Raw genomic sequence first — 22,319 nt, forward strand, 5'->3', positions numbered from 1 at the left:
GAGGGACGGCACCCCGCAACGCCGGGCCGCGCACCCCACGTACGCCGGGCGGCCGCGCACCGCACGTACGCCGGGCGGCAGCGCACCGCGCCGTGCGAACCGCCGTGCACGAAACGTCCGTTACGGTTCACCCCCATGCGCACCCTCCTGCTGACCGGCCCCGGCGGCACCGGCCGCACCACCCTCGCCGCGGCCACCGCCCTGCACGCCGCCCGCGAGGGCACCCGCACCCTCCTGCTCACCACCGACCGCACCGACACCCTCGGCGCGGCCCTCGGCACGAGCACCGGCCCGGCCCCCACCACCGTCGCCCCGAACCTCACCGCCTGGCGCCCCGACCCCGCCGCCCGCTTCCGCGCCGACCTCACCGCCCTCCAGGACCGCGCCGCCACCGTCCTCGACCTCGTCGGCGCCACCCGCCTCGACCCCGAGGAACTCACCCCCCTGCCCGGCGCCGAGGAACTCGCCCTGCTGCGCGCCCTGCGCGACGCCGCCCTCTCCGACTCCCACGACCTCCTCGTCGTCGACCTGCCCCCCATCCCGCAGGCCCTCGCCCTCCTCGCCCTCCCCGAGGAACTGCGCCGCTACCTGCGCCGCCTCCTCCCGCCCGAGCGCCAGGCCGCCCGCGCCCTGCGTCCCGTCCTCGGCCGGCTCGCCGGCGTCCCCATGCCCGCCGAGTGGCTCTACGAGTCCGCCGCCCGCTGGGACGTGGAACTCGCCGCCGCCGAGGCCGTCGTCGCCGACCGCCGCACCGTCGTACGCCTGGTCGCCGAACCCGGCCCGGCCGGCGCCGACGCCGTCCGCACCGCCCGCCTCGGCCTCGCCCTGCGCGGCCTGCGCACCGACCTCCTCGTCGCCAACCGCGTCCTGCCCGAGACCGGCCACGACACCTGGCTCGCCGGCCCCGTCGCCCAGCAGCGCAAGACGCTGGCGGAGTGGAGCGAGTCGTACGAGGTCCGCACCGTCGCCCACCTGGGCCGTGACCCGCGCGGCACGGACGACCTGGACGCCCTCGCCGTACCCGGCGCCCCGACCGACGCGCCCTGCGTCGCATGGCCCGTCACCGACCACATCGCCGACGACGGCGTCCTCGTCTGGCACATCCCGCTGCCCGGCGCCGAGCGCGACGACCTGGACCTCGTCCGGCGCGGCGACGAACTCGTCGTCACCGCCGGGCCCTTCCGCCGCATCGTGCCGCTGCCCTCCGCACTGCGCCGCTGCACCGTCGAGGGCGCCGCCCTGCGCGAGGGCGAGCTGCGCGTCAGGTTCGCGCCGGATCCCCGGCTGTGGCCGCGCACCCGGTGAACCGGCCGGATGCCTTCCGGTAACGTCGGAGGGACGAACCGTAGTCAGGAGTGCGTCATGAGCGAAGAGCGCCCGGCGCCCGACGCCCCCGAGCCCGAGCCCGAGCCGATCGAGCCCCGGCCGATCCGGCCCGAGGCGGTCGACGAGGCCCGGACGTCCGACGACGACGCCTGGGCCACCGCCGTCGCGGAGGACCTCGAGGCGGAGCAGGCCCGCCGCCGCACCCAGTACGGACCGCCGCCCGGCTCGGCCGCCGAGGAACTGCGCAAGCTCGTCGACGCGGTCGCCGACAGGCTGTCCGACCTCCAGGCCCCCCTCCTCGGTGCCGTCGCGGGGCCCGCCGCCCAGCAGGTCGTCCGGCAGGTCGTCCAGCAGGCCAAGGCCGCCGTCGAGCCCGTCATCGAACGGAACCCGGACGTCATCGACCACCTGGCCGCGGCCGGCAGCGAACTGCTCGCCGCCTACCGCTCCGCCGTCCAGGCCCAGGAGCGCCGGTGGACGAGCGGCGAGAGCGACCCGCGCGAACCCGGCGAGCGCGGCGCCCGGGACGGCCGGGACGACGAGGACGGTCCAGGTAGTGGACCGGGGCAGCGCATCGACTTGGACTGACCCTCTGCTCGGGTACGGTTGGCCGTAGCGGGGCTCGACCGAAACTGAGGGATTCATGGGACTCACCATCGGCGTCGACATCGGCGGCACGAAGATCGCGGCCGGCGTGGTCGACGAGGAAGGCAACATCCTCTCGACCCACAAGGTGCCGACCCCGGGCACGCCCGAGGGCATCGTGGACGCCATCGCCTCCGCGGTGGAGGGAGCGCGCGCGGGCCACGACATCGTCGGCGTGGGCATCGGCGCCGCCGGCTACGTCAACCGCCAGCGCTCCGAGGTCTACTTCGCGCCGAACATCCACTGGCGCAACGAGCCGCTCAAGGAGAAGGTCGAGGCCCGCGTGGGTCTCCCGGTCGTCGTGGAGAACGACGCGAACGCCGCGGCCTGGGGCGAGTACAAGTTCGGCGCCGGCAAGGGCCACCGCAACGTCATCTGCATCACGCTCGGCACCGGCCTCGGCGGCGGCATCATCATCGGCAACAAGCTGCGCCGCGGGCACTTCGGCGTGGCCGCCGAGTTCGGCCACATCCGCATGGTGCCCGACGGCCTGCTGTGCGGCTGCGGCTCACAGGGCTGCTGGGAGCAGTACGCCTCCGGCCGCGCCCTCGTGCGGTACGCGAAGCAGCGCGCCAACGCCACCCCGGAGCGCGCCGAGGTGCTGCTGTCCCTCGGCGACGGCAGCCCCGACGGCATCGAGGGCAAGCACATCTCCATGGCCGCCCGCCAGGGCGACCCGGTCGCCGTGGACTCCTACCGCGAGCTGGCCCGCTGGGCCGGCGCCGGCCTCGCCGACCTCGCGTCCCTCTTCGACCCCTCCGCGTTCATCGTCGGCGGCGGTCTCTCGGACGAGGGCGACCTGGTGCTCGACCCGATCCGCAAGTCGTACAAGCGCTGGCTGGTGGGCGGCAACTGGCGTCCGGTCGCCGACGTGATCGCCGCCCAGCTCGGCAACAAGGCCGGCCTGGTGGGCGCCGCCGACCTGGCCAGGGAGCCCGACCCGATCATGTGAGCGGGGGTCCCACCACCGCACGGCGCACGGCCGGTTCCCCGCGGGGCACCGGCCGTGCGGCGTACATTGATCAACATGGCGTCGCTTCCCCCCTCCCGAACCGAAGCCGACGGTTCCGCCGTCATCCGCGTCCTCAGCTACAACATCCGCTCGATGCGCGACGACACCGCCGCCCTGGCCCGCGTCATCAGCGCCTGTGCCCCCGACCTGGTCCTCCTCCAGGAGGCACCGCGCTTCTTCCGCTGGCGCAAGAAACTCGCCTGTCTCGCCCGCGCGGCCGACCTGGTCGTCCTCTCCGGCGGGGCCACCGCGGCCGGGCCCGCGCTGCTGTGCTCCCTGCGCGCGGGCGTCGAACGCACCGAGGACGTCCTGCTGCCCCTCACCCCCGGCCTGCACCGGCGCGGCTTCGCCACCGCCGTCGTCCGCTTCGGCGCCGTCCGCCTCGGCGTCGTCAGCTGCCACCTGTCGCTCCAGAAGGACGAGCGCCACGAGCAGGCCGGCCTGCTCCTCGACCGGCTCGCCGGCCTCGGCACCGAGCACGCGATCGCCGGCGGCGACGTCAACGAACGCCCCGGCGGACGCGCCTTCACCCGCCTGACCGCCGACCTCCAGGACTGCTGGGCCACGGCCCCCTGGGGCGGCGAGAACACCTCGACCCCGACCGACCCGCACCAGCGCATCGACGCGATCTTCGCGACGAAGAACATCGAGGTCCTCGCCTGCGGCGTCCCCCTCGACCACCCGGGCATCACCGCGACGGACCTGAGGACAGCCACAGACCACCTCCCGGTCCTGGCCGCCCTCCGACTCCCTGCCGGGTGAGGTCCCCCGGTCTCAGACCACCGCACCCCGCCCCGGGTCCTCGTCGTCCTCGTCGCCCGGGTTCATCCGCATGACCAGCGTGGCGAAGCCGCCGAGGAAGCCGCCGATGCCGAGCGTCGTCAGCCACCACGTCATGTCCCAGCCGAGCAGCACCGCCAGCAGGAGCAGCAAGGGGCCGCCGAGGACGCCCAGCCAGGCGAACTTGGCGGTCACGTCGGCCTCCGGCAGCGGCGGAGGCTCCGGGGGGACGAAGTGGCCCTCGTCCTCCTCGTCGAAGTCCTCCTCGGCGGGCTCGGCCACCGAGTAGTCGCGCGGGCCGACGCCGGGCGCGAAGGAGACGGAGCTGCCCACCGGGCGGGCGGAGGCCGGACGTTCCTCCTCCGGCTCGTCGTCGGCGGCCGGGGTCCTGCGCGGGGCCTCGGGCTCGCTGTTCGTCTCGGTCTCCAGCAGCGCCAGGTCCTCGACCGACTTGAACGGCTTGGCGCCGGGCGGGTCCGGCGGCTCGTCGCCGTAGCCCGCGACGATGGCGGCCCACGCCGCGTCCTCGTCGAAGGGCACGCCCTTCTCGTCCGGCTCACGGTCCTCACGGTCTGAGTCGTGCTCAGCCACCTACGGCCGTCCCTTCCTTGCCGACACCGGGTGCGATCCGGGCGATGAACGCGTGGCTCTCCTCGAAGATCCGGTCCGCGTCAAGGTCCAACGTCGCGACGTGGTAGCTCTGTTCCAGCAGGATCTCGGTCACGTCCGAGGAGGACACCCGGCTGAGGATCCGGGCCGAGTCGGCGGGCGGTACGACATGGTCCTGCGGGCTGCGCAGCAGCAGCAACGGCTGGGTGACCTGCGGCAGCTCACGGTCCACGATCCGGAAGAAGGCGCGCAGCGAGTGCGCCGCGTGCAGCGGCACCCGGTCGTATCCCACCTCGGTGGCGCCCGGCTTGGCGATGTCGCTCGCGATGCCCTTCGTCGTCCGCACGAGATGCCGGGCCACGGGCAGGGCGTAGGCGGAGAGTCCGTGCACCTTGTTCGCCGGGTTGACCACCACGACGCCGTCCACCGCGGCGCCGTGCCGGGCCGCCAGCCGCAGCGCCAGCGCGCCGCCCATCGACAGGCCGAAGACGAACACGCGCTCGCAGCGCTCGCGCAGGGCCCGCAGCTCGCGGTCCACCTCCGCGTACCAGTCGGGCCAGCCCGTGAGCGCCATGTCCTCCCAGCGGGTGCCGTGCCCGGGCAGCAGCGGGAGCGAGACCGTCAGGCCGCGCTCGGCGAGATGCTCCGCCCACGGGCGCAGCGACTGCGGGCAACCGGTGAAGCCGTGACAGAGGAGCACTCCGACCTCCCCGCCCTCGTGGCGGAACGGCTCGGCTCCGGGGAGGACCGGCACCTTCGGTCTCCTGTTCGTGAAGAGGCTGACACGTCGAATGCAGGGACTCCGCTCGCGCGTATCGCTCGCGGGTACTTCACCGTACGCGACGGCACTGACACCGACCAGGGCCGTCGGGCCGTTCGACACCGCTCCGGGATAAGGTCTGAGCGACGGACACAGGAGGCACTCGGTTGTTTTACGGCGCGATGAAGGTCACCGTCGGGGGGCCGTTGAAGCTTGCCTTCCGCCCCTGGGTGGAGGGCCTGGAGCACATTCCCGCCGAGGGCCCGGCGATTCTGGCCAGCAACCACCTGTCGTTCTCCGACTCCTTCTTCCTGCCCGCCGTCCTCGACCGCAAGGTCACCTTCATCGCCAAGGCCGAGTACTTCACGACACCCGGCCTCAAGGGCCGGATGACCGCCGCCTTCTTCAAGGGCGTCGGCCAGCTCCCGGTGGACCGCTCCGGCGCGCGCGGCGCGGGTGAGGCCGCCGTCAGGAGCGGCATCGAAGTGCTGGAGCGCGGCGAGCTGTTCGGCATCTACCCGGAGGGCACCCGCTCGCCCGACGGGCGGCTGTACCGCGGCAAGCCGGGCGGTCTCGCGCGCGTGGCGCTCGCCACCGGGGCGCCCGTCATCCCGGTCGCCATGATCGACACCGAGAAGATCCAGCCGCCCGGGAAGGTCGTCCCGAAGCTGATGCGCCCGGGCATCCGGATCGGCCGGCCGCTGGACTTCACCCGCTACCAGGGCATGGAGCACGACCGCTTCGTCCTGCGCGCGGTGACCGACGAGGTCATGTACGAGATCATGAAGCTGTCCGGCCAGGAGTACGTCGACATGTACGCCACCGCCATGAAGCGGCAGCTGGCGGAGGCGGCGAAGGCCGAGAAGGAGGCCGCGAAGGCGGCGAGGGCCGCGCTCGCGCAGGCCGAGAAGGACCAGGCGCAGAAGGAGAAGGCGGCCCGCGAGAAGGCCGCCGAGGAGCAGGGCGAGTAAGCCGAGCACGGCGGACCGGTCCGCACCGCGCGGCCCGGACGGAGCGTCCCGGGCCCCGGCGGGGCCGGGCCGGGGGGTGGGGGACATGGCCAGGCGCGAGAGAGTCATGAGGATGTCGGTCGAGCTGCCGCTGTGGCGCGCCCTCGCCGGATACCGCGTCCTCACCCTGGTGTACGCGGTCGGCCTCTTCGCCACCGCCCACGACGAGTTCGACCGCCCCTGGGTCGCCGTCGCCTACTTCGCCGTCCTGACCGTGTGGACCCTGGCCACCCTGCCCCGGGTCGCGAACGCCGAGAGCTGCACCCGGCGGTTCCTCGCCGCCGACCTCACCGTCGCCCTCACCGGCATCCTGCTCACGCCCGTCGCCGACGCCCACGAGCGGGTGCAGGCCGGCGGCCCCACGCTGCCGTCGATATGGACCGCCGGCGCCGTCCTCGCCTTCGCGATCAAGGGCGGCTGGCGCTGGGCGGCCCTCGCCTCCACGCTCGTCGCCGTCGCCAACCTCGTCGAGCGCGGCAGCCCCGCCCGCGACACCGTCCACAACGTCATCCTCGTCTGGGTCGCCTCCATCGCCATCGGCTACGTCGTCGAGGTCGCCCGCGCCTCCGAGCGCACCCTCGCCCGCGCCCTGGAGATCGAGGCCGCCACCCGCGAACGGGAGCGGCTCGCCCGCGACATCCACGACGGCGTCCTCCAGGTCCTGGCGATGGTGCAGCGGCGCGGCGCCGTCATCGGCGGCGAGGCGGCCGAGCTGGGCCGGATGGCCGGCGAGCAGGAGGTCGCGCTGCGCACCCTCGTCTCCGGCGGCCTGGTGCCCGTCTCCCGCGTGTCGGAGGACGCCGCCCAGGGCGCCTTCGTACGGGCCGTGGAGGAGGCCGACGACCCGGCCGCGGACGACCCCGTCGACCTGCGGGCCCTGCTCGCCCCGTACGCCCGCTCCGGCGTCAGCCTCGCCGAGCCCGGCGCCCCGGTGCCGCTCGCGCCCGCCGCCGCCCGCGAGATCGCCGCGGCCGTCGGGGCCGCCCTGGACAACGTCCGCAAGCACGCCGGGGAGCACGCGCGCGCGTGGATCCTCGTCGAGGACGAGCCCGACGAGATCGTCGTGACCGTGCGCGACGACGGACCCGGCATCCCCGAGGGCCGCCTCGCGCAGGCCGAGGGCGAGGGGCGGCTCGGCGTCGCCCAGTCGATCCGCGGCCGGCTGCGCGACCTGGGCGGCAGCGCGGAACTGATCTCCGTCCCCGGGCAGGGCACGGAAGTCGAACTGAAAGTACCGAAGGACGCGGCGGGCGCCACGCCCGCCCGCACGGGGGAAGGCCACGAGCGATGACGGAAGCCACCACGGGGGCCACGACCGGACGACGGGCCCCGATCAAGGTCATGGTGGTCGACGACCACCCCATGTGGCGCGACGCCGTCGCCCGCGACCTCGCCGAGTCCGGCTTCGACGTGGTGGCCACCGCCGGAGACGGCGAGCAGGCGGTGCGCCGCGCCCGGGCCGCCGGTCCCGACGTGCTGGTCCTCGACCTGAACCTGCCCGCCAAGCCCGGCGTCCAGGTCTGCAAGGAGGTCGTCGCCGCGAACCCCGCGGTACGCGTCCTCGTGCTGTCCGCCAGCGGCGAGCACGCCGACGTCCTGGAGGCCGTCAAGTCGGGCGCGACCGGCTACCTGCTGAAGTCGGCGTCCACCGAGGAACTCCTCGACGCGGTACGCCGTACGGCCGTCGGCGACCCCGTCTTCACGCCCGGCCTCGCCGGACTGGTCCTCGGCGAGTACCGCCGCCTGGCCTCCGAACCGGCCCCGGCCGCACCCGAGGCCGACGAGTCCCGCGCCCCGCGGCTGACCGACCGCGAGACCGAGGTGCTGCGCCTGGTCGCCAAGGGCCTGAGCTACAAGCAGATCGCCGAGCGCCTCGTCATCTCGCACCGCACGGTCCAGAACCACGTGCAGAACACCCTCGGCAAGCTCCAGCTCCACAACCGCGTGGAACTCGTCCGCTACGCCATAGAACGCGGCCTCGACGACGAGTGATCCCCAGCCGAATCCCGGCGGGCCCGCTAGCGTGGTGCCGGTCGGGACAACGCGGCGGAGGGACATTCCCATCATGCGGGTCGGAGTACTGACCGGAGGCCGTGACTGCCCGGGGCTGAACGCCGTGGTCCGGGCCGTCGTCCGCAAGGGCGTGCAGGAGTACGGCTACGAGTTCGTCGGCTTCCGGGACGGCTGGCTCGGGCCGCTGGAGGGGGCGACCGTCCCCCTCGACATCCCCGCGGTGCGCGGCACGCTGCCCCGCGGCGGCACCATCCTCGGCTCCTCGCGGACGGACCCCCTGGCGCACGGGAACGGCGTCGACCGCATCAGGGCCACCCTCGCCGAGCACGACGTCGAGGCGCTCATCACCATCGGCGGCCGCGACACCCTCGGCACGGCCGCGCGGCTCGCCGACGACCACGGCGTGCCCTGCGTCGGCGTGCCCAAGACGATCGACAACGACCTGCCCGGCACGGACTACACCGTCGGCTTCGACACCGCCGTCGGCGTCGCCACGCAGGCCATCGACCGGCTGCACACCACCGCCGAGTCCCACAAACGGGTGCTCGTGGTGGAGGTGATGGGCGGCGAGAGCGGCTGGATCGCCGTGCACTCCGGGCTGGCCGGCGGCGCCAACGTGATCCTCGTTCCCGAGCAGCCCTTCGACGTGGAGCAGGTGTGCGGCTGGGTGACGTCCCGGTTCCGGGCGTCGTACTCGCCGATCGTGGTCGTCGCCGACGGCGCCGTCCCGAAGGAGGGCGCCGTGGTCCTCAAGGGCGGCCCGGCCGGGCAGGTGCGGCTGTCCGGGGTGGGGGAGTGGCTGGCCGCGGAGATCGAGCACCGCACCGGCAAGGAGGCCCGCACCACCGTGCTCGGCCACACCCAGCGCGGCGGCTCGCCCAGCCCCTTCGACCGCTGGCTCGCCACCCGCTTCGGACTGCACGCGATCGACTGCGTCCGCGACCGCGACTTCGGCACGATGGTCGCCCTGCGCGGCACGGACATCGTCCGCGTCCCGCTGCGGGAGGCGGTGACGGGCCTGAAGCGGGTGGACCCGGCCCGCTACGCGGAAGTCGGCGTCTTCTTCGGCTGAGACACCCCCGTCACCACTCCTCGGAGGAGCCCATGGACATCCTGGCGTTCGGCGTCCAGGCCGACGAACGGCCCCTGATCGAGCGGGCGTTCCGCGACCACCACCCGGTGCGCTGCCTGGACGTCTTCCTCAACCAGGACACCGCGCCCATCGCCGCCGGACACGAGATCGTCTCCTCCAGTGTCAACGCCGACCTCGGCGCCGGCGTCCTGGAGACCCTCGCCGCGGGCGGCACCCGCATGGTCGCCCAGCGCTCCACCGGCTTCAACAACATCGACCTCGACGTCGCCGAGCGCCTCGGCATGACGATCGCCCGCGTCTCGTACTACTCGCCGTACGCCGTCGCCGAGTTCGCCTGGACCCTCGCCATGGCCGTCAACCGCCGCGTGGTGCGCGCCTCCACCCGCACCCGCGACTTCGACTTCCGCCTCGACGGACTGATGGGCCGCGACATGCACGGCCGCACCGCCGGCGTCCTCGGCACCGGCAAGATCGGCGAGGCCTTCGCCCGCATCGCCCACGGCTTCGGCATGCGGCTGCTCGGCTGGGACGTCGCCGAGAACCCGGCCTGCGTGGAACTCGGCATGAAGTACGTCCCCAAGGAGCAGCTCCTCGCCGAGGCCGACCTGGTCAGCCTGCACGTCCCGCTGATGCCCGAGACGCAGCACCTCATCGACGCCGCCGCGCTGCGTGCCATGAAGGACGACGCGGTCCTGGTGAACTCCAGCCGCGGCGGCCTCGTCGACACCGCGGCCCTCGTCGACGAGCTGCGCGCCGGCCGCTTCACCGGCGTCGGCCTCGACGTGTACGAGGCCGAGGCGGGCCTGTTCTTCCTCGACAAGTCCCTGGAGGCCATCGCCGACGACACCCTGGCCCGCCTCGTCACGTTCCCGAACGTCCTGGTCACGTCCCACCAGGCGTACTACACGGTGGACGCCGTGAACCAGATCGTGGACGCCACCGTGCGCAACGTCCTCGACTACCGGGCGGGCCACCGCTCCGAGAACGTGCTCGTGCCGCGCAGCTGACCCACCAGCTCCCGCACGATCGCGGCACCGTTCAGCGTCAGCACCGACTCCGGGTGGAACTGCACGCCCGCGAAACCGGGTCCGCGCAGCGCGTGCACCTCGCCGTTCGCGGCCCGGCTCACCTCGACGTCGTGCGCGGCCAGTTCCCGCAGCGCCTCGTCGTCGCAGTGCGCGACGAAGCTGTTGTAGAAGCCGACGGTCTCGCCCCGCCCGAACAGGTCGATCCGCGTCTGCGCCCCCTGGTACGGCACCTCCTTGCGGACGATCTCCAGGCCCAGCTCGGCCGCGATCAGCTCGTGCCCGAGGCACACGCCGAGCAGCCCGTGCCGGTGCTCGCGCACCACCCGCGCGGTCAGCTCCCGCAGGAACCGCATCTTCGGGTCGCCGAGGTCGGACGGGTCACCGGGCCCCGGGCCCAGCACCAGCGGCCCGGTGTGCCCGAGCACCGCCTCCCGCAGCCCCGGCTCGTCGTACCGCCGCACCGTCACCTCCAGGCCGCCCGAGCGCAGGACGTGCGCGAGCATCGCCGTGAAGGTGTCCTCCCCGTCGACGACCAGCGCGTGCCCGGTGAGCGCGTCGGACCGGTCCTGCATCCGCAGCCAGAACGGCGCGAGCGAGGCCCGCCGCCCGTCCAGCGCCGCCCGCACCCGGGGGTCGTCCGCGAGCCGCCGCGCCCCCGTCCGCTCCGCCCGCGGCCGGGCCGGCCGGACGCCGAGCGCCGCGAGCACCCCGGCCGCCTTGGCGTGGGTCTCGGCCACCTCGCCCGCCGGATCGGAGCCCCGCACGAGCGTGGCGCCGACCGGCACCCGCAGCCGCCCGGCCGCGTCGATGTCGGCGGTGCGGATCAGGATGGGGGAGTCGAGGGTCTGGGCGCCGCCCGCATCGCGGCCGATCAGGGCCAGCGCGCCCGCGTAGTAGCCGCGCCCGCCGGACTCGTGCCGCTCGATGACCCGGCAGGCGTTCTGCACCGGCGACCCGGTGACGGTCGCCGCGAACATCGTCTCCCTCAGCACGTCCCGCACGTCCAGCGAGGACCGGCCGCGCAGCTCGTACTCGGTGTGCGCGAGGTGGGCCATCTCCTTCAGCCGGGGCCCGACGACGACGCCGCCCATGTCGCCGACCGTGCACATCATCTTGAGCTCCTCGTCGACCACCATCGACAGCTCCTCGATCTCCTTGCCGTCGGCGAGGAAGCCGAGCAGGTGCTCCGGGGTGGGACCCTCGGCCGGGTAGCGGTACGTCCCGCTGATCGGGTTCATCACGACCGTCCCGCCGGACATCCGCACGTGCACCTCGGGGCTGGCGCCCACCAGCGTGCGGTCCCCGGTGTGCACGACGAAGGTCCAGTAGGCGCCCCGCTCGCCCTCCAGCAGCCGCCGGAACAGCGCCAGCGCGTCGGCCCGCCCGTAGCCCGGGATCTCCCCCCGGTAGGTGCGCCGGATCACGAAGTTGGCGCCCTCGCCGCGCCCGATCTCCTCGTCCAGCACCCGCCCGACGATGCGCTCGTACTCCTCGTCGGCCACGTCGAAGCCGCCGTCCTCGACGCGCACGTCGTGTCCCGGCAGCTGGGCGAGGGCGTCGGCGAGCGGGATCTCGCAGGTCTCCTCGGGCGTCAGCGCCAGCAGGGGCGTGCCGTCGTCGCGCACGTCGAAGCCGCGCTCGCGGATCTGCCGGAACGGCACCAGCGCCAGGCACGTGTCCGGCAGGTCCGCCAGCCGGTCGTACGCCGCCACCGGGCCGAGCAGCAGCTCGACCACGTCGTGGTCGTGTCCGGGGGAGCGGCGGCGCAGCAGGGCGAACGGGCGGGAACCGCCCGACAGCTCGGTGAGATTCATGGTCGTCGTTGGTCCTTCTGGGAAGGAGGGACGACCCGGGCCGCAAACGCCGAAGGCCGCCCCTCGGGCGGCCTTCGCGAAGTCGGTGCGTACGCGCAGTCAGTGGGCCGCCGAGGGAGCGGTCCACCACCAGGTGCGGGTCGAGTGCGCGAACATACGGCGCACCCTACCCGACGTCCCACGCCGCGTCCGGGGGCTGTACGCCGCGTCTCACTTCCTGGGCATCCGCCGGAAGGCGCGACGTCACCCCGTAATGTTGAGGTCGTGACCGTGAACGCTAAGACCGGCCAGAGCGCCGGCAACACCTGGCGAAACCTGCCCGCGGCGCAGCAGCCCGAGTACCCCGACGCCGAGGCTCTGCGCGCAGCGATCGCGGACCTCGAGTCGTATCCGCCGCTCGTCTTCGCGGGCGAGTGCGACCAGCTGCGCGCCCGGATGGCGTCCGTCGCCAAGGGAGAGGCGTTCCTTCTCCAGGGCGGCGACTGCGCCGAGGCCTTCGACGCGGTGTCCGCCGACCACATCCGCAACAAGCTCAAGACCCTCCTCCAGATGGGCGCCGTGCTGACGTACGCCGCCTCGGTGCCGGTCGTGAAGGTCGGGCGGATCGCCGGCCAGTACTCCAAGCCGCGCTCCAAGCCGACCGAGACCCGCGACGGCGTGACGCTCCCGACCTACCGGGGCGACTCCGTCAACGGCTTCGAGTTCACGGAGGAGGCGCGCGTCCCGGACCCCGAGCGGCTCAAGCGCATGTACCACGCGTCGGCGTCCACGCTGAACCTGGTGCGCGCCTTCACGACGGGCGGCTACGCCGACCTGCGCCAGGTGCACGCCTGGAACCAGGACTTCGTGAAGTCCTCGCCGTCCGGCCAGCGCTACGAGCAGCTCGCCCGCGAGATCGACAACGCGCTCAACTTCATGCACGCCTGCGGGGCCGACCCGGAGGAGTTCAAGACCGTCGAGTTCTTCTCGTCGCACGAGGCGCTGCTGCTGGACTACGAGTCGGCGCTCACCCGCGTCGACTCCCGCACGGGTCAGCTGTACGACGTGTCGGCGCACATGGTGTGGATCGGTGAGCGCACCCGGCAGCTGGACCACGCGCACATCGAGTTCGCCTCCCGGATCCGCAACCCGATCGGCATCAAGCTCGGCCCGACGACCACGGCCGAGGAGGCGCTGCAGTACATCGAGCGCCTGGACCCGGACCGCGAGCCGGGCCGGCTGACCTTCATCGTCCGCATGGGCGCCGACAAGATCCGCGACAAGCTCCCGGAGCTGGTGGAGAAGGTCACGGCGTCGGGCGCGGTGGTGGCCTGGGTGACCGACCCGATGCACGGCAACACCTTCGAGGCGGCCTCCGGCCACAAGACGCGCCGCTTCGACGACGTGCTGGACGAGGTCAAGGGCTTCTTCGAGGTCCACAAGGAGCTGGGCACCCACCCGGGCGGCATCCACGTGGAGCTGACCGGCGACGACGTCACGGAGTGCGTGGGCGGCGGCGACGAGATCTTCGTCGACGACCTGCACCAGCGCTACGAGACGGCCTGCGACCCGCGGCTCAACCGCAGCCAGTCGCTCGACCTGGCGTTCCTGGTCGCCGAGATGTACCGCGACCAGTAGGCACCCGGGCACAGCGTGCTGTGGGGCGCGGATCACATACGATCCGCGCCCCACCCCACTTTTACGCCACCTGCCCTACGGGTAAGGTTAGGTTTGCCTCACCGAGAAAGTCGGGACGGCACGACCTACGAATCCCGCCGGGAGGTGAGCCGCGTGTACGTCTGCAGTTGCTTCGGGATCACCGAACAGCAGGTCAAGCGGCACGCGGAGGACGGTGCCTGCACCCCCCGCCAGATAGCCTCGGCCTGCAAGGCCGGTACGGACTGCGGGTCGTGCGTACGGCGCATCCAGGCGATCCTCGGCCGGGGCGCCTGCCCCCGCCGCGATCTCGCCGAGCAGGGCATGCCGGTGCTCTCCGACCTTCCGGCCGGTCCCGGCCTGGACGAGGCGGCCTAGACCGACTCCGCAGGGGTTTCTCAGCTCTCCGGCTGCTCGATGAGCTGCGCCAGGTAGAGCGCCTCGCCGAGCTTCTCGATCAGGTCGAGCTGGGTGTCGAGGTAGTCGATGTGGTGCTCCTCGTCCTCCAGGATCGACTCGAAGATGTTCGCCGACGTGATGTCGCCCTTCTCGCGCATCACCTTGATACCGCGCTTGAGGCGGTCGATCGCCTCGACCTCGATCTGCCGGTCGGCCTCGAACATCTCCTTGACCGTCTGGCCCACCCGGACGTGGAACAGCCGCTGGTAGTTGGGCAGCCCCTCCAGGAAGAGGATCCGGTCGGTCAGGACCTCGGCGTGCTTCATCTCGTCGAACGACTCGTGCCGCGTGTACTTCGCGAGCTTCGTCCAGCCGAAGTTCTCCTGCATCTTCGCGTGCAGGAAGTACTGGTTGATCGCGGTGAGCTCGCCCGTGAGCTGCTCGTTGAGGAATTCGATGACCTCGGGGTCGCCCTGCATCGCAGAGGCTCCTTCCAGGCGGGGGAACTGGCGGGTTGCGCCGCATGATTGCACCGCCGGAGAAGATCGTCCAGTAAGTCTTCGCTTAGTAAGTAAGTACATGCTTAGTCCGGGTTGCGGTGAAATGCGCATCGCTGCCCGCGGTGTCGGCGGGGCCGGTCCGGTGCATCATCCGAGGTCTGTCAGGATGGAGTCATGGGTCAGCCGGCGGAGCGCGAATCGGGAGAGCGCGATTCAGGAGCAGGGACACAGCCCGGGCTTCCCCCGGGACAGCGGCTCCAGCGGGGCTGGCCGGTCACCCACTACGGGCCGGTCCCCAAGTTCCGCCCCGAGCGCTGGGAGTTCCGGGTCTTCGGCGCCACCGCCGACGGCGAGAAGCACTGCTGGAACCACGAGGAGTTCACGGCACTGCCGTACACCACCGTCGTCGCCGACCTGCACTGCGTCACCAAGTTCAGCATGCTCGGCGCCGAATGGGGCGGCATCCCCGCCCGCACCGTCCTCGACATCGCGCCGCCCGCGCCCTCCGTCACCCACGTGATGGTGTGGGCCGAGTACGGCTTCAGCTCCAACCTGCGGCTGGCCGACTTCGCCGCCGACCGCACCCTGTTCGCCACCCACAAGGACGGCGAACTCCTCACCGCCGAACACGGCTTCCCGCTGCGCCTGATCGTGCCGCACCTGTACGCGTGGAAGGGCCCGAAGTGGGTGCGCGGCGTCGAGTACATGACCGCCGACCGCCGCGGTTTCTGGGAGGAGCGCGGCTACCACAACGTCGGCGACCCCTGGAAGGAACAGCGCTACTCCTACCAGGAGGAGCCCGGCGAGGGCCCCGAGCTGTGACCCGGCCGCACGGCCGCCGTGCCGCGCGCGGTGCGGGCCGCCGGCTCAGTCCCCGGCTTCCCTGAGCTTCTTCAGCCGCTCCACGTCCGCCGCGTGCCCCTCCTTGCCGCCGGGCGTCTCGATGATCAGCGGCACGCCCTCGGTCGCGGGGTGCGTCATCAGCGCGCGGAACGGGTCCTCGCCGATGTGACCGGCGCCGATGTTCGCGTGCCGGTCCTTGTGGGCGCCCACCACATCCTTCGAGTCGTTGGCGTGGATCAGCTTCAGCCGGCCCGCGCCGACCGTGTCGACCAGCAGGTCCAGCGTCTGGTGCATGCCGCTCGGCCCGGTCAGGTCGTGTCCCGCCGCGAAGATGTGGCACGTGTCCAGGCACACGCCCAGCTTCGGATGGGCGTCCAGCGCCTCGAAGTACGGCCCGAAGTCCCAGGTCCGCGCGCACAGTGAGGCGCCCTGACCGGCCGTCGACTCCAGCAGCAGGAACGGATCGTCGTCGTGGGTCAGCTCGTCCAGCAGCGGCAGCAGGTGCTCGCGGACCTGCTTCAGCGCCACCGACCGGTCCCGGCCGCCCGTCGCGCTGCCCGTGTGCACCACCACGCCCAGCGCCCCGATCTCCCGGCCGCGCCGCAGCGAGTGCCGCAGCGACTCCACCGAGCGCTCGACGGTCGCCTCCGTGTGGGAGCCGAAGTTGATCAGATACGGGGCGTGCACGTACGCGGGGATCGACTCCGCCTCGCACGCCGCGCGGAACGCCTCGTCCTGGCGGGGGTTGCCGACCGGCGTGGCCCAGCCGCGCGGATTGGCGACGAAGACCTGCACGGTCTCGGCGCCGAGGTCGCGGGCGTACGACAGGCCGACGGAGTGGAGACCGCCGGCGACGGGGACGTGGCCGCCGACGGGATTGCGGGAACGGCCGGACTGCTGACTCATCACCCGGTCAGGGTGTCATGCCGCGCGAGCCGTCCCGTCGCCGGATGCCACCCGCCCCCGACCGCCGCGTCTCGCCGGTCGGCGGTCAGCGGATCTTGAGCGTGATGGTCGACCCCTTGGGGGCCGTCTCGCCGCCCGCCACGGACTGTTCCTCGACGCTGTCGCCGAACAGGCCGAGCAGACCGCGGTCCTCCTCGACCTCGAAGCCCGCCTCCTCCAGCTCCTGCCTGGCGTCCTCCACGCTGTCACCGACCACGTCCGGCACCTCGACCATCTCCGGGCCCTTGGACACGGTCAGCGTCACCGTGTCGCCCTCGGCGGCGCGCGCGTCGGGCGCCGGGGACTGCCGGGCCACCTCGCCCTTGTCGTGTTCGGAGTTGACCGGCTCGGGGGCGACCTTCACCTTCAGGCCGGCCTCCTCCAGCTCGGCGCGCGCGTCCTCCAGGTCGTCACCCGTGACGTCCGGCACGTCGATCGGGCTGCCCTTGCTGACGGTGAGCGCGACGGCCGAGCCCGCGCGGACCGTGGTGCGCGTCGCCGGCTCCGTCGAGATCACGAAACCCCGGGGGACGTCCTCGCTGAACTCGCGCGTGACCATGCCCGGCTCCAGGCCGTCCTGCTTCAGCATCGCCCGCGCCTTGTCGAGCCGGTAGCCGGCGAGGTCCGGCACCTTCACGTTCTTCGGGCCGTCGGAGATCGTCAGCGTCACGGAGTCGTTCTGCCGTATGCGGGCGCCCACCGCCGGGTCCGTGCTGACGACCGTGCCCCGCTTCACCGTGTCGCTGTACGCGTGCCGCACCGCGCCCACGTCGAGCCCGGCCTCCGCCAGCCGCTCCCTGGCCTGCGCCTCCGTCTTCGTCAGCAGCGGCGGGACCTTCGTGAACTGGCCGGAGTTGATGTACCAGAGGCCCGCGCCGACGCCGAACACCAGCATCACCGCCAGCACGACCGTCAGCGGACCCCGGCCGCGCAGCCCGGGGCCGCGACGGCGTGGGGGCGGGGGAGGGGACTGGAACCGGCTCGTGCGGTGCACGCCCGCCGCCTCGTCGTCCTCGTTGACCGGCAGGGGGCGGGGCACCGTCAGCGCGCGCGGGATGACGCTCGTACGGTCCTCGGCGATGTCGTGGTCCGCGGCGAGCGCCTGCGGCGGCATCGCGTCCAGCTGGTCGGCGCTGAGCGCGGCGCGCGTCTCGCGGGCCCGCGCGAGCAGCGCCACCGCGTCGTGCGGCCGGACGTCCGGGGTGCGGGCGGTCGCCGACGCGACCAGCTCGTCCAGCTCGTACGCCATGCCGGGCACGGCGGCCGACGGCGGCGGCACGTCCTCGTGCAGGTGCTTGTAGAGCACGGTCGCGGGGGAGTCCCCGTCGTGCGGCTTCTCGCCGGTCAGCATCTCGAAGAGGACGACGCCGCACGCGTACACGTCGACGCGCGGGTCCGCCGTCCCGTTCTCCACCTGCTCCGGCGCGAGGTAGGCGACCGTGCCGAGCACGGTCCCGTTGGTGTTCGTCACCGTGTCCACGGCCCGGACCAGACCGAAGTCGGCGACCTTGACGCGGCCGTCGTCCCCTATGAGGACGTTCTCCGGCTTCATGTCGCGGTGCACGAAACCGGCGCGGTGGGCGGCGCCCAGCGCGGCCAGCACCGGCTCCAGGATGTCGAGGGCGGCCCGCGGCTGGAGCGCGCCGCGCTCGCGCAGCACGTCACGCAGGGTGCAGCCCGCGACGTACTCCATGGCGAGGTACACGTACGGACCGTCGGTGCCCTGGTCGAAGACCTGCACCACATTGGGGTGCGCCAGGCGCGCCACCGACTTCGCCTCGCGGATGAACCGCTCCACGAACGACCCGTCGGCCGCGAGCGACGGATGCATCACCTTGAGCGCGAGCACGCGGTCGAGGCGGGTGTCCACGGCCCGGTAGACCGTGGCCATCCCGCCGACCGCGATCCGCGCCTCGACGCGGTACCGCCCGTCGAGCAGCTGCCCGACCAGAGGGTCCTGAAGGGTCGTGTCCACGCAGGTGAGTGTACGAGCCACCACTGACACGAAAGCCCGGAGTGGGCTACTGGAGCCGACCTGTGACGCTTCGCACGAGGGAAAGCCGCCGACGCTGCTCAGCCGCAGGAGGCCGGCGCACTTCTCGGCCGACTGGAAACGGGCGGTGCGCGGCTGGGAGAACCCCCTAGAACGCCGGCCGCTCCGGATCCAGCACGGCGAGGCCCTCCGCGGGAGACGACGCCTCGGCGAAGTGCCGCCGCGGAATCCGCCCCGCCCGGTACGCCAGCCGCCCCGCCTCCACCGCACACCGCATGCCGGAGGCCATCAGCACCGGCTCCTGCGCCCGCGTGACCGCCGAGGCCAGCATCACCCCCGCGCACCCCAGCTCCATCGCCAGCGCCACGTCGGACGCCGTCCCCGCCCCCGCGTCCAGGATCACCGGCACGCGCGCGTGCTCGACGATCAGCTGGAAGTTGTGCGGGTTGCGGATCCCGAGCCCCGACCCGATCGGCGACCCGAGCGGCATCACGGCCGCGCAGCCGACGTCCTCCAGCTTCCGCGCCAGCACCGGATCGTCGTTCGTGTACGGCAGCACCGTGAACCCGTCGTCCACCAGCGTCTCCGCCGCCTCCAGCAGCTCGATCGGGTCGGGCAGCAGGGTCCGCTCGTCGGCGATGACCTCCAGCTTGATCAGATCCGTGCCGAGCGCCTCCCGGGCCAGGCGCGCGGTCAGCACGGCCTCGCCCGCGGTGAAGCAGCCGGCCGTGTTCGGCAGCACCCGGATGCCCAGCCTGTCCAGCACCGACAGCACGGACCCGTGCACCGACGGGTCCACCCGCCGCATCGCGACGGTCGTCAGCTCCGTGCCGGAGGCCACCAGAGCGCGTTCCAGCACGTCGAGGCTGGGCGCACCGCCGGTGCCCATGATCAGACGGGACGAGTACGCCGTACCGCCGAGGACGAAGGGATCGTCGGCCATGGTCAGCCTCCTTGGACGGCGGTGAGGACCTCGACGCGGTCGCCCTCGGACAGGGGCGTCGACGGCCACTCGCCGCGCGGTACGACGGTTTCGTTGAGGGCGGCGGCCACGCCGGACGGCGCCGCGGTGAGCGACCTCACGACGGTGTCGAGAGCCGTGCCGGGCAGGACATCCCGGGGCTCGCCGTTGACCGAGATGTTCATGCGGGCTGCTCCGTGAGTGCGGTGCTGAAACGCTTCGGGGTGAAGGGGCGCGCCTCCTCGGGCAGCTCCCCGGTGGCCAGCGCGTACGCCATGACGTCGCCGGTGACCGGCGTGAGCAGCACGCCGTTGCGGTAGTGCCCGGTGGCCAGCAGCAGGCCCGGCAGCTCGGTCGGGCCGAGCAGCGGCGCGTTGTCCGGCGAGCCGGGGCGCAGCCCCGCCCGGGTCTCCGTCAGGGGCAGCTCGGTGATGCCCGGGACCAGCTCGTGCGCGTCCCGCAGCAGCTCGTAGACGCCGCCCGCGGTGACCGTGGTGTCCCAGCCCAGTTCCTCGCTGGTCGCGCCGATCACCAGCTCGCCGTTCTCGCGGGGCACCAGGTACACCTGGCTGCCGCGCACCACGGCGCGCACGGTGCGGCTCAGGAAGGGCGCGTACCGCTGTGGCACGGCGAGCCGGACGACCTGACCCTTCACGGGACGCACGGGCGGCAGCACGGCGTCCGGCACACCGGCGAGCCGCCCGCTGAGGCTGCCCGCCGCGAGGACCACCTGACCGCCCGCCAGCTCCGTGCCGTCGGCGGTGACCACGCCGGTGGCCCGGTCGCCGGCGTGCGTGAGCCGTTCGGCCCACTGCCGGTGGAAGACGACGCCGGTCCGCTCGCAGGCCACCACCAGGGCGCGGGCCAGCCGCCGCGGGTCGACCTGGTGGTCCCCGTCGACGCGCAGGCCGCCGCGCACGCCGGGCGCGAGCATCGGCTCCAGGCGCCGGCACTCCCGCCCGGACAGCCACTCCGACTCCAGCCCGGACTGCCGCTGGAGCGCGTGCAGTTCACGAAGGTGGGCGCGGTCGTCGGCGTCCAGCGCCACGGCGAGCGTGCCGCAGCGGCGGTGGCCGAGGCCGAGCCCGGTCAGGTCGGTGAGCTCCGCAGCGAAGTCCGGGTAGCGGCGGGCCGACTCCAGGTTGAGGGCGAGCAGGGTCTGCTCGCCGTAGTGCAGTTCCGTGACGGCGGCCAGCATCCCGGCGGCCACCTGGGCGGCTCCGCCGCCCGGCTCGGGGTCGACGACGGCCGTGGCGAATCCGCGCTGCGCGGCCCGCCAGGCCGTCACCAGCCCGATGATCCCGCCCCCGACGACGAGGACGTCTGGTGTGCGTGTGGGCGACATGGGCGTCCAGCCCCTCCCTTCGCCGGCATGACCCGGATCAGGTTCGTACGGTCGGAGGCCGCCAGCCTCCCTCTCAGCCCGGTGCGTCCGGGCTCCCGCGAGTGCTTTACGTCGGCCACCCTAGCCCTCGCACCGCGCGGCGGGTAAGGGAGCCCGCACGGCCGGGCGGGAACGGGCGGGCCCGGGCGGGAAGGGGGCCGGCGTGTGTGGAGCAGGTCACGGAGCACGACCGCTGACTGACAAATTGTCAGTTGTCTATGGTGATCAGGTGAGCGAGCAGACGCAGGACCGGGCAGGGGACACGCCACGCCGCGTGGTCGTCGTGGGTGCCGGCATGGCCGGCGTGCAGACCTCCGTCGCCCTGCGGGAACAGGGCTTCACGGGCACCGTCACGCTGATCGGCGCCGAACCCCACCAGCCGTACGACCGGCCGCCGCTGTCCAAGGCCGTCCTGCTCGGCACGGCCGAGGGCTCCGCCTTCGACGTCGACTTCGAGGCGCTCGGCATCGAACTCCGGCTCGGCCGCGAGGTGCTGGGCGTCCGCCCCGCCGACCACGAACTGGACACCGCCGAGGGTCCGGTGCCGTACGACGTGCTCGTGCTCGCCACCGGCGCCGAGCCGATCCGCCTGCCGGGCGCCGAGGGCGTGCCCGGGGTGCACCTGCTGCGCACCCTGGACGACGCCGAACGGCTGCGGCCCGTGCTCGCCCGGCAGCACGACATCGTGGTCGTCGGCGCCGGCTGGATCGGCGCCGAGTTCGCCACGGCGGCGCGCGAGGCGGGCTGCGCGGTGACCGTGGTCGAGGCGGCCGAACGCCCGCTCGCGGGTGCGCTGCCCGCCGAGGTGGCCGAGCCGATGGCCGCCTGGTACGCCGACGCCGGCGCCGTCCTGCGCACGCACACGCGCGTGGCGGGCGTCGAACCCGGCGCCGTCCTCCTGGACGACGGTTCGCGCGTCCCGGCCGGCGCGGTCGTCGTCGGCATCGGCGCCCGCCCGGCCACCGCCTGGCTCGCCGGCTCCGGCATCGACCTGGGCACGCACGGCGAGGTGGTCGCCGACGCTCAGCTGCGGGCCTCGGCGCCGGACGTGTACGCGGTCGGCGACTGCGCCTCCTTCCCGTCCGCGCGGTACGGCGAGCGGCTGCTGGTGCACCACTGGGACAACGCGCTCCAGGGGCCGCGCACGGTCGCCCGGAACATCGTCGGCGGCGCGATCGGCCAGACCCCCGCCGTCTACGACCCGGTGCCGTACTTCTGGTCCGAGCAGTTCGGCCGCTTCGTGCAGTACGCGGGCCACCACACGGCCGCCGACACCGTCCTGTGGCGCGGCGACCCGTCCGGACCGGCCTGGACCGTCTGCTGGCTGCGCGACGACCACCTCGTCGCCCTGCTCGCGGTGGGCCGGCCCAGGGACCTGGCCCAGTCCCGGCGGCTGATCGAGGCGGGCGCCGTGATGGACCCGCGGCTGCTCGCGGACCCGGCACGGCCCTTGAAGACGGCGACGGCCTGACTCTGCTCACCGGCACGGCACGCCCCGTACACGATCCGTACACGCGCCGACTCGGGGGGCTCCGACTTCCGACTGTCAGTGGCAGATGGCAGGCTTGA

The 22,319-nt window shown here is 73.2% G+C and carries 23 protein-coding genes and 1 riboswitch; of the genes, 13 read left to right on the forward strand and 10 right to left on the reverse strand.

What is annotated here, in order from left to right; genetic code table 11:
- Positions 1-135 precede the first annotated feature (135 nt).
- The 4 genes from ACZ7D7_RS11570 to ACZ7D7_RS11585 all read left to right on the forward strand — a co-directional run bounded on the left by ACZ7D7_RS11570 (position 136) and on the right by ACZ7D7_RS11585 (position 3,745).
- Positions 136-1,305 carry an ArsA family ATPase gene (locus tag ACZ7D7_RS11570; protein ID WP_470823852.1) on the forward strand — a complete coding sequence of 390 codons (1,170 nt, stop codon included), beginning with the start codon at positions 136-138 and terminating at the stop codon, positions 1,303-1,305.
- A gap of 57 nt (positions 1,306-1,362) precedes the next feature.
- A complete protein-coding gene (locus tag ACZ7D7_RS11575) occupies positions 1,363-1,914 on the forward strand; it encodes a DUF5304 domain-containing protein (RefSeq protein WP_470823853.1) in 552 nt (183 codons plus the stop codon).
- Between the two features lie 55 nt (positions 1,915-1,969).
- The gene (locus ACZ7D7_RS11580) at positions 1,970-2,923 is read left to right on the forward strand and encodes an ROK family glucokinase (protein WP_470823855.1); all 954 of its coding nucleotides are present in this window, start codon (positions 1,970-1,972) and stop codon (positions 2,921-2,923) included.
- Positions 2,924-2,998: 75 nt separating this feature from the next.
- Positions 2,999-3,745 (forward strand): endonuclease/exonuclease/phosphatase family protein, encoded by a 747-nt coding sequence (locus ACZ7D7_RS11585; protein WP_470823856.1) that lies wholly within the window; start codon positions 2,999-3,001, stop codon positions 3,743-3,745.
- Between the two features lie 12 nt (positions 3,746-3,757).
- Here the strand turns inward: ACZ7D7_RS11585 and ACZ7D7_RS11590 are convergent, their stop codons facing one another.
- Positions 3,758-4,354 (reverse strand): hypothetical protein, encoded by a 597-nt coding sequence (locus ACZ7D7_RS11590; protein WP_470823857.1) that lies wholly within the window; start codon positions 4,352-4,354, stop codon positions 3,758-3,760.
- The gene (locus ACZ7D7_RS11595; protein WP_470823858.1) at positions 4,347-5,126 is read right to left on the reverse strand and encodes an alpha/beta hydrolase; all 780 of its coding nucleotides are present in this window, start codon (positions 5,124-5,126) and stop codon (positions 4,347-4,349) included. Before ACZ7D7_RS11595 ends, ACZ7D7_RS11590 begins: the two co-directional genes overlap by 8 nt.
- Positions 5,127-5,314: 188 nt before the next feature.
- Between ACZ7D7_RS11595 and ACZ7D7_RS11600 the strand changes: the two genes are divergently transcribed.
- The 5 genes from ACZ7D7_RS11600 (at position 5,315) to ACZ7D7_RS11620 (ending at position 10,255) form a co-directional block, all read left to right on the forward strand.
- On the forward strand, positions 5,315-6,103 hold the full coding sequence (locus ACZ7D7_RS11600; RefSeq protein WP_470824248.1) for a lysophospholipid acyltransferase family protein: 789 nt from the start codon (positions 5,315-5,317) through the stop codon (positions 6,101-6,103).
- A gap of 85 nt (positions 6,104-6,188) precedes the next feature.
- Positions 6,189-7,433, forward strand: a complete 1,245-nt coding sequence (gene macS / locus ACZ7D7_RS11605) for a MacS family sensor histidine kinase (protein WP_470823859.1) — start codon at positions 6,189-6,191, stop codon at positions 7,431-7,433.
- Positions 7,430-8,134 (forward strand): response regulator, encoded by a 705-nt coding sequence (locus ACZ7D7_RS11610; RefSeq protein WP_470823860.1) that lies wholly within the window; start codon positions 7,430-7,432, stop codon positions 8,132-8,134. Before macS ends, ACZ7D7_RS11610 begins: the two co-directional genes overlap by 4 nt.
- Before the next feature lie 73 nt (positions 8,135-8,207).
- Positions 8,208-9,227 (forward strand): 6-phosphofructokinase, encoded by a 1,020-nt coding sequence (locus tag ACZ7D7_RS11615; protein ID WP_470823862.1) that lies wholly within the window; start codon positions 8,208-8,210, stop codon positions 9,225-9,227.
- A 32-nt stretch (positions 9,228-9,259) separates the two neighbouring features.
- Positions 9,260-10,255 carry a 2-hydroxyacid dehydrogenase gene (locus tag ACZ7D7_RS11620; protein WP_470823863.1) on the forward strand — a complete coding sequence of 332 codons (996 nt, stop codon included), beginning with the start codon at positions 9,260-9,262 and terminating at the stop codon, positions 10,253-10,255.
- Here the strand turns inward: ACZ7D7_RS11620 and ACZ7D7_RS11625 are convergent.
- Both ACZ7D7_RS11625 and ACZ7D7_RS11630 read right to left on the reverse strand, forming a co-directional pair.
- Positions 10,207-12,090, reverse strand: a complete 1,884-nt coding sequence (locus ACZ7D7_RS11625; RefSeq protein WP_470823864.1) for an anthranilate synthase family protein — start codon at positions 12,088-12,090, stop codon at positions 10,207-10,209. The two genes, ACZ7D7_RS11620 and ACZ7D7_RS11625, sit on opposite strands and share 49 nt — an antisense overlap.
- Positions 12,091-12,189: 99 nt before the next feature.
- Positions 12,190-12,246, reverse strand: coding sequence for a trp operon leader peptide (locus ACZ7D7_RS11630; RefSeq protein WP_121888102.1), 57 nt, complete (start codon positions 12,244-12,246; stop codon positions 12,190-12,192).
- Positions 12,247-12,354: 108 nt separating this feature from the next.
- Here ACZ7D7_RS11630 and ACZ7D7_RS11635 point away from each other — a divergent pair, with 108 nt between their 5' ends.
- Together ACZ7D7_RS11635 and ACZ7D7_RS11640 are read left to right on the forward strand one after the other, a co-directional pair.
- Positions 12,355-13,707 carry a class II 3-deoxy-7-phosphoheptulonate synthase gene (locus ACZ7D7_RS11635; RefSeq protein WP_470823866.1) on the forward strand — a complete coding sequence of 451 codons (1,353 nt, stop codon included), beginning with the start codon at positions 12,355-12,357 and terminating at the stop codon, positions 13,705-13,707.
- Positions 13,708-13,851: 144 nt separating this feature from the next.
- On the forward strand, positions 13,852-14,103 hold the full coding sequence (locus ACZ7D7_RS11640; protein ID WP_470823867.1) for a (2Fe-2S)-binding protein: 252 nt from the start codon (positions 13,852-13,854) through the stop codon (positions 14,101-14,103).
- Positions 14,104-14,123: 20 nt separating this feature from the next.
- Here ACZ7D7_RS11640 and bfr read toward each other — a convergent pair whose 3' ends face one another.
- Positions 14,124-14,603: a bacterioferritin gene (gene bfr, locus ACZ7D7_RS11645; RefSeq protein WP_470823868.1), complete on the reverse strand. Its 480-nt coding sequence runs from the start codon at positions 14,601-14,603 to the stop codon at positions 14,124-14,126.
- A gap of 195 nt (positions 14,604-14,798) precedes the next feature.
- On the opposite strand from bfr, the gene ACZ7D7_RS11650 reads away from it, so the two are divergent.
- Positions 14,799-15,446 (forward strand): sulfite oxidase-like oxidoreductase, encoded by a 648-nt coding sequence (locus ACZ7D7_RS11650; protein WP_470823869.1) that lies wholly within the window; start codon positions 14,799-14,801, stop codon positions 15,444-15,446.
- A 45-nt stretch (positions 15,447-15,491) separates the two neighbouring features.
- On the opposite strand, the gene ACZ7D7_RS11655 is transcribed toward ACZ7D7_RS11650, so the two are convergent.
- The 5 genes from ACZ7D7_RS11655 to thiO all read right to left on the reverse strand — a co-directional run bounded on the left by ACZ7D7_RS11655 (position 15,492) and on the right by thiO (position 20,711).
- Positions 15,492-16,373: a deoxyribonuclease IV gene (locus tag ACZ7D7_RS11655; RefSeq protein WP_470823870.1), complete on the reverse strand. Its 882-nt coding sequence runs from the start codon at positions 16,371-16,373 to the stop codon at positions 15,492-15,494.
- Between the two features lie 85 nt (positions 16,374-16,458).
- A complete protein-coding gene (gene pknB, locus ACZ7D7_RS11660; protein ID WP_470823872.1) occupies positions 16,459-18,387 on the reverse strand; it encodes a Stk1 family PASTA domain-containing Ser/Thr kinase in 1,929 nt (642 codons plus the stop codon).
- A gap of 166 nt (positions 18,388-18,553) precedes the next feature.
- On the reverse strand, positions 18,554-19,348 hold the full coding sequence (locus ACZ7D7_RS11665; protein ID WP_470823873.1) for a thiazole synthase: 795 nt from the start codon (positions 19,346-19,348) through the stop codon (positions 18,554-18,556).
- Between the two features lie 2 nt (positions 19,349-19,350).
- Complete coding sequence (gene thiS, locus ACZ7D7_RS11670; protein ID WP_470823874.1) at positions 19,351-19,551, reverse strand: sulfur carrier protein ThiS; 201 nt, start codon at positions 19,549-19,551, stop codon at positions 19,351-19,353.
- A complete protein-coding gene (thiO, locus tag ACZ7D7_RS11675; protein ID WP_470823875.1) occupies positions 19,548-20,711 on the reverse strand; it encodes a glycine oxidase ThiO in 1,164 nt (387 codons plus the stop codon). Before thiO ends, thiS begins: the two co-directional genes overlap by 4 nt.
- Positions 20,709-20,820: riboswitch (TPP riboswitch) on the reverse strand. It overlaps the preceding gene by 3 nt.
- 159 nt (positions 20,821-20,979) lie before the next feature.
- Between thiO and ACZ7D7_RS11680 the strand changes: the two genes are divergently transcribed.
- Positions 20,980-22,221: an NAD(P)/FAD-dependent oxidoreductase gene (locus ACZ7D7_RS11680; protein ID WP_470823876.1), complete on the forward strand. Its 1,242-nt coding sequence runs from the start codon at positions 20,980-20,982 to the stop codon at positions 22,219-22,221.
- Positions 22,222-22,319: the final 98 nt, after the last annotated feature.

Source organism: Streptomyces sp. NPDC037054 (genome assembly GCF_055606745.1).